The organism is Parviterribacter multiflagellatus (assembly GCF_056863265.1).
Window position 1 is genome coordinate 91,488 of sequence record NZ_JBXPIZ010000005.1, and the last position, 14,286, is coordinate 105,773.

17 protein-coding genes are annotated in these 14,286 nt (G+C 73.4%); 6 read left to right on the plus strand and 11 right to left on the minus strand.

The genetic code is table 11. The features are described 5' to 3' along the window. Window positions 1-18 precede the first annotated feature (18 nt). Window positions 19-543, plus strand: coding sequence for a GNAT family N-acetyltransferase (locus AC1UE5_RS11990; protein ID WP_482923528.1), 525 nt, complete (start codon window positions 19-21; stop codon window positions 541-543). Here the strand turns inward: AC1UE5_RS11990 and AC1UE5_RS11995 are convergent. Continuing rightward, a complete protein-coding gene (locus AC1UE5_RS11995) occupies window positions 533-1,447 on the minus strand; it encodes an NAD(P)H-quinone oxidoreductase (RefSeq protein WP_482923530.1) in 915 nt (304 codons plus the stop codon). The genes AC1UE5_RS11990 and AC1UE5_RS11995 overlap by 11 nt on opposite strands. A 52-nt stretch (window positions 1,448-1,499) precedes the next feature. On the opposite strand from AC1UE5_RS11995, the gene AC1UE5_RS12000 reads away from it, so the two are divergent. The 3 genes from AC1UE5_RS12000 to AC1UE5_RS12010 are packed head-to-tail and all read left to right on the plus strand — an operon-like array spanning window position 1,500 to window position 3,591. Further along, entirely contained in the window at window positions 1,500-2,489 is a 990-nt protein-coding gene (locus AC1UE5_RS12000) for a M48 family metallopeptidase (RefSeq protein ID WP_482923532.1), read from the plus strand. 11 nt (window positions 2,490-2,500) lie between these two features. Next, window positions 2,501-3,154, plus strand: coding sequence for a ribose-5-phosphate isomerase RpiA (gene rpiA / locus AC1UE5_RS12005; RefSeq protein ID WP_482923535.1), 654 nt, complete (start codon window positions 2,501-2,503; stop codon window positions 3,152-3,154). After that, a complete protein-coding gene (locus tag AC1UE5_RS12010; RefSeq protein WP_482923537.1) occupies window positions 3,151-3,591 on the plus strand; it encodes a PAS domain-containing protein in 441 nt (146 codons plus the stop codon). Before rpiA ends, AC1UE5_RS12010 begins: the two co-directional genes overlap by 4 nt. 8 nt (window positions 3,592-3,599) lie before the next feature. Here the strand turns inward: AC1UE5_RS12010 and AC1UE5_RS12015 are convergent, their stop codons facing one another. The 10 genes from AC1UE5_RS12015 to AC1UE5_RS12060 all read right to left on the minus strand — a co-directional run bounded on the left by AC1UE5_RS12015 (window position 3,600) and on the right by AC1UE5_RS12060 (window position 12,727). Then, window positions 3,600-3,794: a hypothetical protein gene (locus AC1UE5_RS12015; RefSeq protein WP_482923540.1), complete on the minus strand. Its 195-nt coding sequence runs from the start codon at window positions 3,792-3,794 to the stop codon at window positions 3,600-3,602. 10 nt (window positions 3,795-3,804) lie between these two features. Continuing rightward, window positions 3,805-4,470, minus strand: a complete 666-nt coding sequence (locus AC1UE5_RS12020; RefSeq protein WP_482923542.1) for a hypothetical protein — start codon at window positions 4,468-4,470, stop codon at window positions 3,805-3,807. A 49-nt stretch (window positions 4,471-4,519) separates the two neighbouring features. Continuing rightward, complete coding sequence (locus AC1UE5_RS12025) at window positions 4,520-5,125, minus strand: uracil-DNA glycosylase family protein (protein ID WP_482923544.1); 606 nt, start codon at window positions 5,123-5,125, stop codon at window positions 4,520-4,522. Between the two features lie 47 nt (window positions 5,126-5,172). Then, complete coding sequence (locus tag AC1UE5_RS12030; RefSeq protein WP_482923546.1) at window positions 5,173-7,068, minus strand: PHP domain-containing protein; 1,896 nt, start codon at window positions 7,066-7,068, stop codon at window positions 5,173-5,175. 74 nt (window positions 7,069-7,142) lie between these two features. Next, on the minus strand, window positions 7,143-8,273 hold the full coding sequence (locus tag AC1UE5_RS12035) for an inositol-3-phosphate synthase (RefSeq protein ID WP_482924235.1): 1,131 nt from the start codon (window positions 8,271-8,273) through the stop codon (window positions 7,143-7,145). A gap of 141 nt (window positions 8,274-8,414) precedes the next feature. After that, window positions 8,415-9,005: a CDP-alcohol phosphatidyltransferase family protein gene (locus AC1UE5_RS12040; RefSeq protein WP_482923548.1), complete on the minus strand. Its 591-nt coding sequence runs from the start codon at window positions 9,003-9,005 to the stop codon at window positions 8,415-8,417. Further along, a complete protein-coding gene (locus AC1UE5_RS12045; RefSeq protein WP_482923550.1) occupies window positions 9,002-9,784 on the minus strand; it encodes a phosphatase PAP2 family protein in 783 nt (260 codons plus the stop codon). The genes AC1UE5_RS12040 and AC1UE5_RS12045 overlap by 4 nt, the downstream gene beginning before the upstream one ends. A 56-nt stretch (window positions 9,785-9,840) precedes the next feature. Further along, the gene (locus tag AC1UE5_RS12050; RefSeq protein ID WP_482923552.1) at window positions 9,841-11,151 is read right to left on the minus strand and encodes a hypothetical protein; all 1,311 of its coding nucleotides are present in this window, start codon (window positions 11,149-11,151) and stop codon (window positions 9,841-9,843) included. A gap of 182 nt (window positions 11,152-11,333) precedes the next feature. Beyond that, window positions 11,334-11,786, minus strand: a complete 453-nt coding sequence (locus AC1UE5_RS12055) for a CAP domain-containing protein (protein WP_482923554.1) — start codon at window positions 11,784-11,786, stop codon at window positions 11,334-11,336. A gap of 116 nt (window positions 11,787-11,902) precedes the next feature. Next, window positions 11,903-12,727 carry an alpha/beta fold hydrolase gene (locus tag AC1UE5_RS12060; protein ID WP_482923556.1) on the minus strand — a complete coding sequence of 275 codons (825 nt, stop codon included), beginning with the start codon at window positions 12,725-12,727 and terminating at the stop codon, window positions 11,903-11,905. A gap of 22 nt (window positions 12,728-12,749) precedes the next feature. Between AC1UE5_RS12060 and AC1UE5_RS12065 the strand changes: the two genes are divergently transcribed. Both AC1UE5_RS12065 and AC1UE5_RS12070 read left to right on the plus strand, forming a co-directional pair. Next, window positions 12,750-13,652, plus strand: a complete 903-nt coding sequence (locus AC1UE5_RS12065) for a PfkB family carbohydrate kinase (protein ID WP_482923558.1) — start codon at window positions 12,750-12,752, stop codon at window positions 13,650-13,652. Continuing rightward, window positions 13,634-14,281 carry an endonuclease III domain-containing protein gene (locus AC1UE5_RS12070; protein ID WP_482923560.1) on the plus strand — a complete coding sequence of 216 codons (648 nt, stop codon included), beginning with the start codon at window positions 13,634-13,636 and terminating at the stop codon, window positions 14,279-14,281. The genes AC1UE5_RS12065 and AC1UE5_RS12070 overlap by 19 nt, the downstream gene beginning before the upstream one ends. The last annotated feature ends 5 nt before the right edge of the window (window positions 14,282-14,286 follow it).

Sequence of the window (14,286 nt, forward strand, 5' to 3'; positions counted from 1 at the left end):
TGGCTACTATCCGACCGCATGCAGATCCGCGACGCCACCCCCGCCGACGCCCCCGCGTGCGCCGCGGTCTACGCGCCGTACGTCACGGACACCGCGATCTCGTTCGAGCTCGAGCCCCCGACGGCCGGCGAGATGGCGCAGCGCATGACCAGCGCGCACGAGTGGCTGGTCGCGACCGACAACGACGGGCGCGTCTTCGGCTACGCGTACGCCGGGACGTTCCACCCCCGCGCCGCGTACCGCTGGGCGTCGGAGGTGAGCGTCTACCTCGAGCCCGGCCGCCGCCGCACGGGCGCCGGCCGCGCGCTGTACGAGGCCCTCTTCGCGCGCCTCGAAGCGCGCGGCTTCCTCACCGCTATCGCCGGCATGACCGAGCCGAACCCGGCGAGCGAGGGCCTGCACCGCGCGCTCGGGTTCACCCCGGTCGGCACCTACCGCGACATCGGCTTCAAGGGCGGCGCCTGGCACGACGTCACGTGGTTCCAGCGCCAGCTCGGCGACGGACCGCACCCGGGCACGCCGCCGCGCGAGCCTACGGCGTGAGGACGATCTTCCCGAGCTTCCCGCCGGCCTTGAAGCGCTCGTAGGCCGCGGCGGCCTCGTCGAGCGGGAACGTCTCCAGCACCGGCACGGTCAGCAGCCCGTCCTCGAAGTGCGGGAGCACCTCGGCCTCCAGCCGCCGCGCCGTCAGCGCCTTCTCCTCCAGCGGCCGCGCACGCAGCGTCGACGCGCGGATCGTCCCCCGCTTGCCCATCAGGGCGAGCAGGTTGACCTCGGCCTTGAAGCCGCCGCCGACGCCGATGACGACGATCCGGCCGCCGACCTCCAGCGCCTTGAGGTCGGCCCCGATGTTCGGCGCGCCGACCAGCTCCAGCACGACGTCGAACGGGCCGTGCTCCTCGAAGCCCTCCGGGTCGATCGCGCGGTCCGCGCCCAGCTCCTCGACCCGCTCACGGACGGCGTCATTGCGCACGGTGGCCGTCACCCGCGCGCCCGCCATCGCCCCGAGCTGGACGCCCGCGGACCCGACGCCGCCGGCGGCCCCGTGCACGAGCAGGCGCTCGCCGGGCCGCAGGCCGCCCTGGGTGAAGAGCGCGTCGTGCGCCGTCGTGAACGCCTCCGGCACGCCGCCCGCCTCGGCCCAGTCCAGCGCGTCCGGCACCGGCATGAGCTGCCGCTCGTGCACCACGCACAGCTCGGCCTGGGCGCCGCCGCCGACGATCGCCATCACCCGGTCGCCCTCGGCGAAGCGCGCAGACCCCGGCCCCAGCCCGACGACCTCGCCCGCCAGCTCCAAGCCGGGGATGTCCGGCGGCGACCCCGGCGGCGCCGGGTACCCGCCCGCCAGCTGCAGCATGTCGGCGCCGTTGAGCCCGGCGCCCCGCACGCGCACGAGCACCTCGCCCACGCCCGGCTTCGGATCAGGATGCTCCTTTATCTGGAGCATTCCGTCCACGATGGTTGCGGCTCGCATGACGGCCCATCATGCTGCATCGGACATGTCACTGCCGGTCGAGGGCTACCAGCTCACCCAGATCTCCCCGAAGGCCTACGAGCACCCCGCCGACCGCGCCGCCACAGCGGCGCTCGCGTCGGTGCCGATGCTCGACCAGGTCGTCCGCAAGCTCATCGAGCTGGGCTACGAGCGCGCCCTGCGCCAGGCGTATCTCGGCTCGTCGGTCCGCATCGGGCCGAACCAGCTCCCGGACCTCTACCGGCTCTACGAGCAGGTCCTCGTCACGCTCGACATGCCGGACGAGTACGCGCTCTACATCACCAACGAGCCGGTCACCAACGCGATGGCGATCGGCGCCGGCCGCCCGATCATCGTCCTCAACTCGGGCCTGGTGAACATCGGCGACGACGAGACGCTGAAGGTCGTCCTCGCCCACGAGTGCGGGCACATCCTCTCGGATCACGTCCTGTACCGGACCGCGCTGCTGATCCTCCTGCGGCTCGGCATGGGCGTCGGCGGCCGCCTGCCGCTGCTCGCCGGGCTGCCGCTGATGGCGATCCGCTTCGCGCTGCTCGAATGGGCGCGCGCGGGGGAGCTGACGTGCGATCGCGCCGCGGCGCTCGTCGTCCGTGACCCGCTGCCGGTCTGCCGCACGCTCATGCGCTTGGCCGGGGGTGCGGCGACCGACAAGCTCGACCTCGACGCGTGGCTCAGCCAGGCCACCGACTACGACGAGGGTGGCAGCGGGATGGAGAAGCTGACCCGCCTGTGGCTCGACCTCGGCCTCACGCACGGCATGCCGGTCCGCCGCGCGCGCGAGGTCATGGACTGGGTGCGCTCCGGCGACTTCAACCGCATCATCGACGGCGAGTACCCGCGCCGCGGCGATCCGGTCGACACCCGCAAGCACGTCGACGACGCGACGCAGTTCTACGCCGAGCGGTTCCGCAAGACCGTCAACGACGCCAGCGACGCGCTCTCCTCCGCCGGCGACCAGCTCGCGGACTGGCTGCGGCGCGAGCCCCGCGAGTAGCCTCCCGGCCCGTGTCAGCCGACCTCGAAGCGGAGAAGCTCCGCGCCTCCGTCGCTGCCGCCGAGCTCGTCCAGGACGGCATGACCGTCGGGCTCGGGACCGGCTCCACCGTCGCCCACTTCCTGCGCGCGCTCGCCGCCCGCCATCTCAACGACCTGCGCTGCGTCGCCACCTCGGTCGCGACCGAGCAGCAGGGCGCGGAGCTCGGCATCCCGGTCGAGCCGTTCGAGCAGCTCAGCCGCCTCGACCTCGCCGTCGACGGGACCGACCAGGTCGACCCCGACGGGTGGCTCATCAAGGGCGGCGGCGGCGCGCACACGCGCGAGAAGATCGTCGCCGCGGCCGCGGACCGGTTCATCGTCATCGCCGACTCGACCAAGGCGGTGGAGCGGCTCACCGCGCCGGTGCCGCTCGAGCTGCTCCGGTTCGGCCTGCCCGCGACGCTCCAGGCGCTCACGCCGGTCCGCCTGCGTGACGGCGCCGCCGCCAGCCCGGACAACGGCGTGATCGCCGACTACCACGGTGAGATCGACGACCCCGGCGTGCTCGCCGCACGGCTGTCGGGTACTCCCGGCGTGGTGGACCACGGCCTGTTCGCCCCCGCCCTCGTCAGCGACGTCCTCATCGCCCGGGGCGACGAGGTCGAGCACCGCGTGATCGGATGAGGCTCCTCGACCTGCTCGGCGACCGCGTCGACGTGCCGGACGTCGTCCGGGACACGGTCGCCGCCGGGCAGGTCGGGACGCTCACGTGCGACGCGAGCCGGGTGTTCGACGCCAACGACCACCTGCTCGACCTGCTCGGCTTCACCCGCGCCGAGCTGGAGGCCGGCGGGATCTCGTGGCTGCGCGTGACCGTGCCGGGCTTCATGGCCGACGACGCGCGGGCGATCGGTCAGCTGCGCGCCACCGGCCGCGCCGACGTGTACGAGAAGGAGTTCTTCCACGCCGACGGCTCGAAGGTGCGCGTCCGCCTCGCGGACGTGCTGCTCGAGCTGGAGCCGCTGCGGATCTTCGCGCTCATCGCCGGGGTCGACGACCCGGTCGCGGTCGCGGCCGTCGACGCGCTCGACGCGGCGACGCGAACGTCGGTCCGGCGCTGAGCGGCGGCCTACGCCTCGGGGCTCGGCGCGCCCCCGGCCTGCTGCTCCTCTTCCAGCGGCGGCACCTCCGCCGCGTGGATGGAGCAGAGCGGCGGCGAGCCGGACTCGAGCACGGCCTGCTGCTCGGACGGGATCAGCTGGGCCCCGCACACCTCACAGCGCTCCGGGACCACCGGATCGAGCGTCTTCTCCTCGAGGTCCATAGGGCCGAGCCTACCCCTCGCTGCGCAGCAGATGCGGGATCTTCCGCGCGGCGGGCAGGAGGAGGGCGAGCGCGAGGAGCGGGAGCGCCGGGAACGGCCGCTCCAGCTCCACCATCAGCACCGCGGCGGCCGCCAGCGCGAGGGCGAGCAGCGGGAGCGTGACCCGCGGCGCGAGGTCGTAGCGCAGCGCCCACGCGCCGTACAGGCCCGCGAACACCGCGTCGAGCAGCCCGAGCCGCGCCGCGTCCAGCCCGCCGCCCCACGCGGGCAGCGCGAGCGTCAGCACGGACGGCTCGTCGCCCGGCTGCACGACCGGCTCGGACGCCGCCCCCAGCGCGGTCGCGAGGTCGATCCCGCCGACCACGAGGGGCACCGCGACCACCGCGCTCGGGAGGGGGAACGCGATCGCGAACAGCAGCCCCGCGCACGCGCCGAACACCGCCTCGACCGGGGTCGCCGCGGCGCCCACGTCCTCCATCGCGAGCGCGACGGCCAGCACCGCGGCGCCGCCCCCGAGGACGAGCAGCGCGACCGCGTCGTCGCGGCCGCTCAGCGGGGCGAACGCGCAGACGCCCGCGCACGCCGCCCCGACCGCCGCCGCGAGCCACTCCGGCGCGCCGTCGGGGAGCGAGGGCGCGACGAGGAAGTACGCGACCGCGGCCGCGAGGCCTAACAACGCCCCAAGCCTTCGGCTTCCGGCGATGCTAGGCATCGCTAGCGCTCGCCTAGTACGGCGGCAAGTCGGCGTACCACGAGCCGAGGACCCGGAAGGCCGACCAGAACCGCCGCTTGGCGTCCTCCTCGTCGAGCGCCTCGTCGATCGTCGGCACGTGCAGCACGTCGATGGACGGCGTGAACGGCTGGACCTCCCCGATCCGCGCCTCGAGCGGCCGCGCGAGCGGGACCTGCAGCTCGTCGAGCGTGCGGAGGGCGTCGTCGCCCATCGTCACGATGATCTTCGGCTGCACGATCGCGATCTCCTCGACCACGCGCGCGACGCACGCGGGGTCGGCGAGGACCGGGTCGTCGACCGGGCACTTGACGCACAGCGTCCCGTACACGGCGAGCGGGTCGATCTGGAGCCGCTTGAACGACTTCATCAGCGCCGTCCCGGCGCGGCCGTAGAACGCGACGCCCTCCTCCACCTCGCTGGTGGTGGGGGCGTACTTCAGCAGCATCACGTCCGCCTGCGGGTGACCGGAGCCGAGGACCGGCATCAGGTTCCCGCGCGGGCACAGCTCACATCCCTGGAGCTCGCGGGTGAGGGCGTTGAGCTCGCGGATGGCGCGCTCCAGGTACTTCTCGCGGATCTCGTCGTCGGTGGCGGGCATGCGCACCGTGGATTTCGGCTGGGAGCGGGTCTCTCCCTGCCCCTGCATCAGCCCTTGCGCGAGGCGCGTTGCACGCGGCGCCGGCGGACCGCCGCGCGGGCGCTCGGCGGGGTGGCCTTCGTCTCCAGGAACTTGAGCGCCTGGACGTACAGCAGCGACGACGGCTTGGTGAGGATCTCCGCGTCCCGCAGGCCTTCCAGGAACTCCTCCGGCCCGTCGAAGTCGGGCATCCGGACGCGGACCGAGCCGAGCCCCTGCGCCACGTGGGAGTCCGAGCCGGCGCCCGCGAGGATGCGGTACTTGGCGGCGAACCGCTCGGCCTCCTCGTTGAACGAGCCGATCGCGACGCGCGGGTTGTAGATCTCGATCGCGTCCACGTCGTCGACGATCGCCAGCAGGTGCTCGTAGTCGGGCACCGCGTGCATGCGGTCGAACGGGTGCGGCACGTAGACCACACCGCCCTGGCGCTTGATCTCGGCGACGGTCTCCTGAAGCGTGAGCCCGCGCGGGATCTTCTCCTGGATGAAGAGGCCGATCACCTCGCCCTGGGAGGCGGTCTTGACCTCCTCGCCGATGATGATCTTGATGCCGTAGGCCTCGGCCTTCTCCAGCGCCTCGTAGGCGCCCGACACCTCGTTGTGGTCGGTCACCGCGATGGCGCCCAGCCCCTGCGCGCGGGCGGTGTCCAGCAGCACCTCGACCGGCGTCGCGCAGTCCGACGAGTGGTCCGTGTGCATGTGCAGGTCGACGTCGATGCGCTTGCGCTTGCGCAGCCGCGCGGCGATCTCGGGGTTGCCCTCGGTCGGATGCCGCTTGGCGACGAGCGAGGCGTAGATGCGCTCGTAGTCGTCGGCGACGCGCTCCCACGACAGCTCGGCGCGCAGCGGCGCGGCCGCGCCGGCCAGGCGGGCGCGCAGGTCGGCGTCGGCGACGATCTGGTGCAGGCGCGCGGTGAGCGTCTCGGGCTCCTTGGCGGCGAACAGCAGCCCGCGCTCGCCCTCGGCCAGCAGCTCCTCGTAGATCGCGAGCGAGCTGCTCACCGGCACCGCGCCCGCGGCCAGCGCGCGCAGGACGACGCCGGGCGCGGTGACCGAGCCCTCGGACGCGGTCACGACGACGTCGGCGGTCGCGACCGGGTCGTGGTCGGCGGACGGCGCGACGAACCGGACGCGCTCGCGCAGCGCGGCACGCAGCGGCGTGGAGGAGGAGGGGCCGCGGTCGGAGACGACGGTCGCCTCCCAGGCCGGTTCGAGCGGGAGGCGGCGCAGCGCGCGGAGGAAGAGCCGCAGCGCGCCGCGCTCCTCCTCGTCGACGAAGACGATCTGCACCGGCGCGCCGTCGGCGCCCGCCTGCGGGCGGAAGCCCTCCAGCGGGTCGGCGCCGGGCAGCACGACGTCGTACTGGGCGCGGAAGTGGCGCCCGACGAGGTCGGCGGTCGCCTGGTACGAGGCGACGCGCGCGTCGAGGCGGCCGAGGACGAGCTCGACGACGCGGCGCGCGAGCTGCGTGGAGACCAGCCGCTCGGCCGGCGCGTGGAACGTCCCGACGTTGAGCGCGCGCGAGTGACGCAGCGCGGCGGACGCGACCGAGGGCGCGAACGGCTCGTGGACGTGGACGAGGTCGAACGTGCCGCCGGTGAGCAGCTCCTCGACCGTCCGCGCGACGTCGACCGGCAGCCCCGGTGCGCGGCGGCGCGTGGCCCCGGGCAGCTCCGGCAGCACCTCGCCCACGGCGAGGACGTCGGTGTCGAACGGGTCGCGGCCGGCGCGGATGTGCGCGCGCGAGGTGCGGACACGCTCCTGGTCGCGCGACGGCGCGACGGTGACGACGTGGTGCCCGCGGTCGCGAAGGCGGCTCCCGAGCCGCTGCACGAGGCGGTTCACCTCCCCGCTGGCCTCCCACGCGTACGGCGTGACCTGCGCGATGCGAAGCGGCTCGGTCATGACCTGGAGACTAGAAGCACGAAGGGCCCGCACGTGGCGGGCCCTCCGGAAACGGCGATGCGGTGCGGCCGGTGCTAGTGCGCGACGGCCGAGCCGGAGGCGCTGGCCTCGCTGGCGGCCTTCTTCGCGCGGTCGGCGGCGGCCTTGTCGCGCGAGTTGCCGGCGATGAACTGCTCGGTCGCCTCACGCGCCAGGTGATCCGGGCGCTGCGTGTACGGCGACTTCATCAGGTACGACGACGGGCCGTCCAGCTGGCCGGCGACGCCGTTGTTCAGCGCCAGCTTGCAGCAGCGGACCGCGTCGATGACGATGCCGGCCGAGTTCGGCGAGTCCCAGACCTCGAGCTTGAGCTCGACGTTGAGCGGCACGTCGCCGAAGGCCTGGCCCTCGACGCGGATGTGCGCCCACTTGCGGTCGGTCAGCCACGGCACGTAGTCCGACGGGCCGATGTAGACGTCGTTCGGCGGCAGCTCGTGGCCCATGATCGAGGTCACGGCCTGCGTCTTGGAGATCTTCTTGGACTCCAGGCGCTCGCGCTCGAGCATGTTGTAGAAGTCCATGTTGCCGCCGACGTTCAGCTGCGACGTGCGGAGCATCTTCACGCCGCGCTCGTGGAAGAGGCGGGCGAGCGTGCGGTGCACGATGGTCGCGCCGACCTGCGACTTGATGTCGTCGCCGACGATCGGAAGACCGGCCTTCTTGAAGCGGTCGTTCCAGTAGTCCTCGGAGGCGATGAACGACGGGATGCAGTTCACGAAGCCGACGCCGGCCTCGAGGATCTGCTCGACGTACCACTTGGTCGCCTGCTCGGAGCCGACCGGGAGGTAGGAGACGACCACGTCCGTCTTGGTCTCCTTGAGGATGCCGACGATGTCGTCGGTCTGCCCCGGAGCCTTGGTGATCTTCTCCTTGAGGTACTTGCCGAGGCCGTCGTGCGTCATGCCCCGGTAGACCTTCGCGCCGAGCTTCTGCGGCACCTCGGCGAACTTGATCGTGTCGTTCTGACCGGACCAGATCGCCTCGCCGAGGTCCTTGCCGACCTTGTCCGCGTCGATGTCGAACGCGGCCGTGAACTCGATGTCGCTCACGTGGTAGCCGCCGAGGTCCACGTGCATGAGGCCCGGGACGTCCTCGGTCGTCGACGCGTTCTTGTAGAAGTGCACGCCCTGGACGAACGCGTTGGCGCAGTTGCCCACGCCGATGATGGCGACGCGGACCTTGTCCTGCTGCCGGCCGGCGCCGTTGCCGTTGCCGTTGGCGGCGCCGTTCTTCGCGCCGTTGGTGGTGCTCAAGGTGGTAGTTCCTCCTGAAGTGACGTAGTGAGAGACCCCGCGCCGGGGCGTTGGTTACGCGTCGCGGAGCTGGGAGCGGACGAAGAAGATCCGCTGGAAGACCGTGACGATGCTCAGCGCGGCGAGGACGTAGACGGCGGGCTCGAGCAGCTCGAAGTCGCCGAGCCCCGCGCCCTTGGCGAAGAGCAGGCCGATCGAGAGGATCACGACGCGGATGGCCCGCGGCGCGATCCCGACGTCGCCCTTGATGCCCAGCGCCTCCGCGCGTGCGCGGGTGTAGGACACCATCACGGAGCTGAGCACGGCGGCGAGCGTGACCGCCACGCCGATGTCCTTGCCCTCGACCGAGAACTGGTAGGCGACGGCCGTGAGCACGATGCCCTCGGACGCGCGGTCCAGCGTGGAGTCGAGGAACGCGCCGAACGGCGTGCCCTTGCCCGACATGCGCGAGTAGCGCCCGTCGAGGGTGTCCATGATCGAGCCGACGATGAAGGCGATGCCGCCCAGGAAGTAGTAGTCGGCGAAGACGAGGACCGCGGCGACGACGTTGAGCGCCAGCCCGGTCAGCGAGATCGCGTTCGGGGTCAGGCGTGACTCGATGAGCCGGTTGCGAGCCAGCTCCCGTCGGGTGGCAGGTGTGCTCATGAGAGGGCGGGCCGGGGACCGAACTGCCACGCGGCCGGACGGACGCGACCGAGCTCGCGCGCCGCGAGCGCCGCGAGGCCGGCGACGCAGGCGCCGAGGATGGCGTCCATCAGGAAGTGGTTGGCGGTCGCGACGATCACGAAGACGACGAGCAGCGGGTACAGGCGCCAGACGAGCTTCGCGACGGGGTGCTTGACCAGGCGTGCGAGCGACCAGCCGATCATCAGCGAGAACCCGACGTGCATCGAGGGGATCGCCGCGTACGGGTTGAAGAGCGTGTCCACGCGCGTGTCGCCGGACTCGACGCCGAACATCGAGGAGACCGAGTCCTCGAAGCCCCACTCGGGGAAGAAGCGCGGCGGCGCCGTCGGGAAGAGGATGTAGCCGCAGATCGCGATGCCCATCGCGACCATGAACATGTTCCGCACGAAGTAGAAGCTGCTGTTGCGGAACAGGTAGATGAAGACGAGCGCGCCGAGCGTGATCGACGTCTGCGCGTTGACGTAGAGCCACGACGAGACGTCGATGAGGAAGCCGGAGCTGGCCGCCCAGGCCTGGACGCTCGGCTCGACGAAGATGCCCAGCGTCTGCTCCAGCGAGATGACGCCGCGCGCGTTGTCGAACGCCGCCTCGGCCGCGCCGGGGTTGTCCGCGACGCCGCGCGCGAGGCTGTACGCGTAGTACGTCAGGTAGAAGAGCCCGATCTGCCGGGCGAGGTCGATCGGACCGTGCGGGAGGTACCGGCGGAAGGCGTTGAGCAGAGGCTGGAGGCGCTGCACAGCCGGGCGATTCTACCGTTCGGCGCCTGGGCGCTCGCAGGATCCGCACAAGCGGATCACCGACAGCGGGCGCCTTTCGCCCGGATGCGTCCGGGTGCGAACCGGGTCGTCACGCGGATCGGCGCGCCGTCGTCGACGCGCACGCGCGTCCAGTCGCCGGGGGCCTGCTCGACGCACCCGCGGCCGCTCGTGACGGCCCAGTACGGGCTCCAGCGGACCTTCACGATCCCGCTGCGGGAGGCGGTGAAGGCGTCGGGGTCGAGGCGGTCCGCGCCCGTCCGCTGGGCACCCGCAACCGCGAAGACGCGCCATCCCGCCGGCCGCCCGGCCTCGGCCATCGTCGCCGCCGCCAGCTCGGCCTCCTCCTCGCCCGCCGCGTCGAGCGGGACGCCCTGCGGCACGGCGACGTAGGTCACGGCGTTCTCGCGCAGCCAGTCGCGGTACGCGGCGGGGTCGAGGACGTCCTCGTAGAACAGGGCGGCGCGGTCGCGGTCGACCTGCCGTTCCCACCCGCGCGCGAGCGCGACCGCGCGCGCGAGGTGGTTCGCCTCGCCGTGGTTCTGGGTGAGCGGGACCTCGATCCGCACCCGCCGCGCCTCGCCGCGCTCCTCCAGCCAGTCGATCAGCGGCTGGTGGAACGCGGCCTCGGTCGACGGGTCGTCGTGCGCGCGCAGGACGTCGCGGGCCGGCGCCTGGAGGACGAAGTAGGCGAGCGGGAGCGCGAGCAGCGCCACCGCCGTGCGCGAGCGGGACCAGACGAGCAGCACGACCACCGGGGCGGCGACGAGCGTGCCGAGGCGGGCCGCGTTCCCCCCGATCGGCGAGGGGACGACGAACACCGCCAGGCAGATGAGCGCGTAGAGCGCCGCGCCGAGCCGCAGCGGGCCGGGCGGCGCGAGCCACGCGACGGCGAGCGCCATGGCGAAGACCGGCACGAACGAGCTGGCGACGAACGGGAACGTGCCACCCTCGGGGAACGCGACGACGAGGAAGAGCGTCGTGGCCGCGGCGCCCGCGCCGAGCGCGAAGCCCGCCTGCCGGCGCGCGCGGTCGCTGCCGCGGTCGAGGACGTACGCGGCTCCCGCGATCCCCGCGAACAGTGCGGCCACGGGCGACGCCAGCGCCGTGAGCGCGCCTCCGAGCGCCGCGAGCGCGATGCGCCGGTGCTGGACCGCGAGCACCGCGCCGAACCCCACCGCCGCGCCGAGCGCGAACGTCGTGCGCCCGCTCACCACCGTCGCCAGCAGCGCCGGGACGAGCAGGTATGCGGCGGTGCGGCCCGCGAGCAGGCCGAACAGCCACGTCGCGAGGACGACGGCCAGCGCACCCGTCAGCTCGACGCCCAGCCACGCGCCGAGCGGCGGCACCAGGACGCTGTACGCGGGCGTGTGGTGCCCGCCGTACCAGGCGGTGCTGAGGACGGTGAAGCCCTCGCGCGCGAACAGGTCGGCCCGGAACGCCTGTGCGGCGAGGTCCGCGCTCGGCGGCGCGACCGCGACGTAGACCGCCGCGCCCGCGGCCGCGAGCGCGACGGGGCCGAGCCGGTGCCTCAGCGGCGGCTGGCCAGGTCGACGGCGATCACGGAGCGACCGCCGTGGCCGTAGCGGCGACCGACGCCGACGCGGCGGAACTTCGGTGACAGCAGCGCTGCTCGGTGGCCGGGCGAGTTCATCCACGCCCGCACGATGATGGCCGCCTCGCCGCGGCCGCGCGGGGTCGTGCCGAGCGTCTCGCCGACGGCGCGCGCGTTCACGTAGCGCTGGACGCGGCCCATCATCGACGTCCCGTCGGGCGACGAGTGGCTGAGCAGGTTGGTCGCGGCGATCTCGCGCGCCTTCACGTCGGCGGCGCGGGACAGCCCGCGGGAGCGGCGCAGCTTGCCGAGCCCGTGCTGGGCGCGGATGGCGTTGACCTTCTTCACGATGGCGCGCTCGACGCGGTCTTGGCGCGAGCTCGCCGCACTCGCCGGCGCGGCCGGCACGGTGCACACAACGGACAGCACGGCAGCGCAGAACGCTACGCGCGCAGCGGGGAACGACATGGTCCTTAAGTCCCTTCGTCTCGGCGGATCGGGGCGAAGGCGGCATCAGGGCCACCAGGGCGGAATCGGGCTGGACCCTAGCGAACGACGTCCGGACCTTCGACCGCCAACCAGCTGGCGACGAGGTCGACCACCGTCGGGTCGTCGATCCACGGCCAATGGCCGGAATCCGGTCTCATGACGACCTCCGCGCCGCCTGCCGCTGCCGCGATCTCGTGCGCGAACGTCGCCGGGATGTACGGGTCGCGCTCGCCCCACAGGACGAGCGTGGGAACGTCCTTCAACGCGGCCATCCGGGCTCCTGCCGCGCCGAGCCGCGGCGGGTCGGCCGAGCGGTACAGGCGGAGGATCGCGCGCTGCGTCCCCTGGTCGAAGACCTCGGCCGCCTGGCTCCCCAGATCGGCTGGGAGCGCGCGCCGCAGCACGGCCGGGCCGCTCAGCCCCATCGCCAGCTCGCCGAGACCGCGCGTGCGCCAGATCCGGGCGACCCGGTGCCAGCGGTACGTGCTCAGCAGCGGGACGGCGTTGACGATCACCAGCTTCTCGATCCGCTCCGGGTGCGCTGCCGCCCACTGCACCGCCGCGCCGCCCCAGTCGTGGACGACGAGGCGGATGCGGTCGAGCTGCAGCGCGTCCGTGAACGGCCCGAGGAAGCGGCCGTAGCCGTCGAGGCTGTAGTCGCCGTCGCCGCGCTTGGAGGAGCGGCCGAAGCCGGGCAGGTCGGGCGCGTAGCCGCCGCTGCGCGCGAGGAACGGCTCCCAGTCCCGGCCGCTGGTCGGGACGCCGTGGACGTAGACGACGGGCGCCCCGCCGTCGGTCGCCGGCGCCGTCCGGACGTGGACGGGCCAGGGCTCGTCGTGCCATCCGGGCACCGTGACGCTCTCCACGCGTGTCTCGCTCACCGCGCGGCATGATGCTCGGTCCATGCGGACCCTGCTTCTCGGCGACGCGCTCGTCGATCTCATCTGCGAAGCCCACGTCGCGTCGATCGCCGACGCGCGCAGCTTCGTGCCGCACGTCGGCGGCGCCGTCGCCAACGTCGCCGTGGGCGCCGCACGCCAGGGCGCGGACGTCGCCCTGGCCGGTGGCGCGGGCGCCGACGCGTGGGGCGGCTGGCTGCGCGACCGGCTCGAGGCCGAGGGCGTCGGGCTCGGCTCCTTCGCGCTCCACGACCACGTCGCGACGCCGGTCGCGTTCGTCACCGTCGGCCCCGACGGCGCGGGCGCCTCGACGCTGTACGGCGACGCGCTCCCGGCCGTCGTCGAGGCGCTCGGCGACCGGCTGGTCGCGGCGGTCGAGCAGGCCGACGCGTTCTTCCTCACCGCCAACACGCTGGCCGCCGAGGGCGCCCGCGCGGTGACGCTCGCGGCCCGCGACTGCGCGCTGGCGCTCGAGCAGCCGGTGATCGTCGACCCGCGGCTGGAGCTGGACCGGTGGCCGTCGCCGGGCGCCGCGGCCGGGGAGGCGCGCGAGCTGGTCAAGGGCGCGTTCCTGCTGACCTGCACGCGCCACGAAGCGCGGTTGCTGTCGGGCGAGGACGACCCGGTGGCCGCGGCCGAGGGGCTCGTCGCGATGGGCGCCCAGCACGTGCTGGTGCGCGGCGCGGGCGGCGGGGCGGTCGTGCGCGGCGGCGGCCTGCGGCTCGACGTCCGGGCGCGGCCGGTGGAGAAGGTCGTGAGCGCGGTCGGCGCCGAGGACGCGCTCGTGAGCGTCGTGCTCGCCCGGCTCGCGGAGACCGGCTTCTACCCGCCCGCGATCGTCGCGTCGGTGCCGGACGCGGTCGAGGAGGCCGCGCGCTCCGTGGGGCGATGGGGCGCGCTCGCGTAGCCCGCATCCGCGCGCGGCTGCAGGAGGTGTACGGCGTGCCCGTGCAGCCGCCGCACCGCGCGCCGCTCGACGAGCTGGTCCTGACCGTCCTGTCGCAGTCGACCAACGACCGCAACCGGGACGTCGCCTACCTGCGGCTGCGGGAGCGGTTCGCCGGGTCGTGGGAGGCGGTGCGCGACGCGCCGCTGGAGGAGGTCGAGGAGGCGATCCGCCCCGGCGGCATCTCGAAGGTCAAGAGCGTGCGCATCAAGGCGATCCTCGATGCGGTCGGCGACCCGCTCTCCCTCGACCACCTCGAGGGGATGACGGTGCCGGAGGCGCAGGCCGAGCTGTGCGCGCTGCCGGGCGTCGGCCGCAAGACCGCCGCCTGCGTCCTGCTCTTCGCCTACGGGATGCGCGACGTCCCGGTCGACACCCACGTCTCCCGCGTCGGCCTGCGCCTCCAGATCCTCCCCGACACCAAGAACTTCGACCGCCTCCACGACGCGATGCTCGACCTGACGCCCGGCGGCGCGGAGCTCGAGCTCCACGTCAACCTCCTCCGCCACGGCCGCCGCACCTGCTTCGCCCAGCGCCCCGCCTGCGAACGCTGCGCGCTGCGCCGCATGTGCCCCTCTCGCCGGGTGTGACACTG

Coding starts and splice junctions, on each gene's coding strand:
- AC1UE5_RS11990 (WP_482923528.1), top strand. CDS start 19: ATGCAGATCCGCGACGCCACCCCCGCCGACGCCCCCGCGTGCGCCGCG.
- AC1UE5_RS11995 (WP_482923530.1), bottom strand. CDS start 1,447: ATGCTCCAGATAAAGGAGCATCCTGATCCGAAGCCGGGCGTGGGCGAG.
- AC1UE5_RS12000 (WP_482923532.1), top strand. CDS start 1,500: ATGTCACTGCCGGTCGAGGGCTACCAGCTCACCCAGATCTCCCCGAAG.
- AC1UE5_RS12010 (WP_482923537.1), top strand. CDS start 3,151: ATGAGGCTCCTCGACCTGCTCGGCGACCGCGTCGACGTGCCGGACGTC.
- AC1UE5_RS12015 (WP_482923540.1), bottom strand. CDS start 3,794: ATGGACCTCGAGGAGAAGACGCTCGATCCGGTGGTCCCGGAGCGCTGT.
- AC1UE5_RS12025 (WP_482923544.1), bottom strand. CDS start 5,125: ATGCCCGCCACCGACGACGAGATCCGCGAGAAGTACCTGGAGCGCGCC.
- AC1UE5_RS12030 (WP_482923546.1), bottom strand. CDS start 7,068: ATGACCGAGCCGCTTCGCATCGCGCAGGTCACGCCGTACGCGTGGGAG.
- AC1UE5_RS12040 (WP_482923548.1), bottom strand. CDS start 9,005: ATGAGCACACCTGCCACCCGACGGGAGCTGGCTCGCAACCGGCTCATC.
- AC1UE5_RS12065 (WP_482923558.1), top strand. CDS start 12,750: ATGCGGACCCTGCTTCTCGGCGACGCGCTCGTCGATCTCATCTGCGAA.
- AC1UE5_RS12070 (WP_482923560.1), top strand. CDS start 13,634: ATGGGGCGCGCTCGCGTAGCCCGCATCCGCGCGCGGCTGCAGGAGGTG.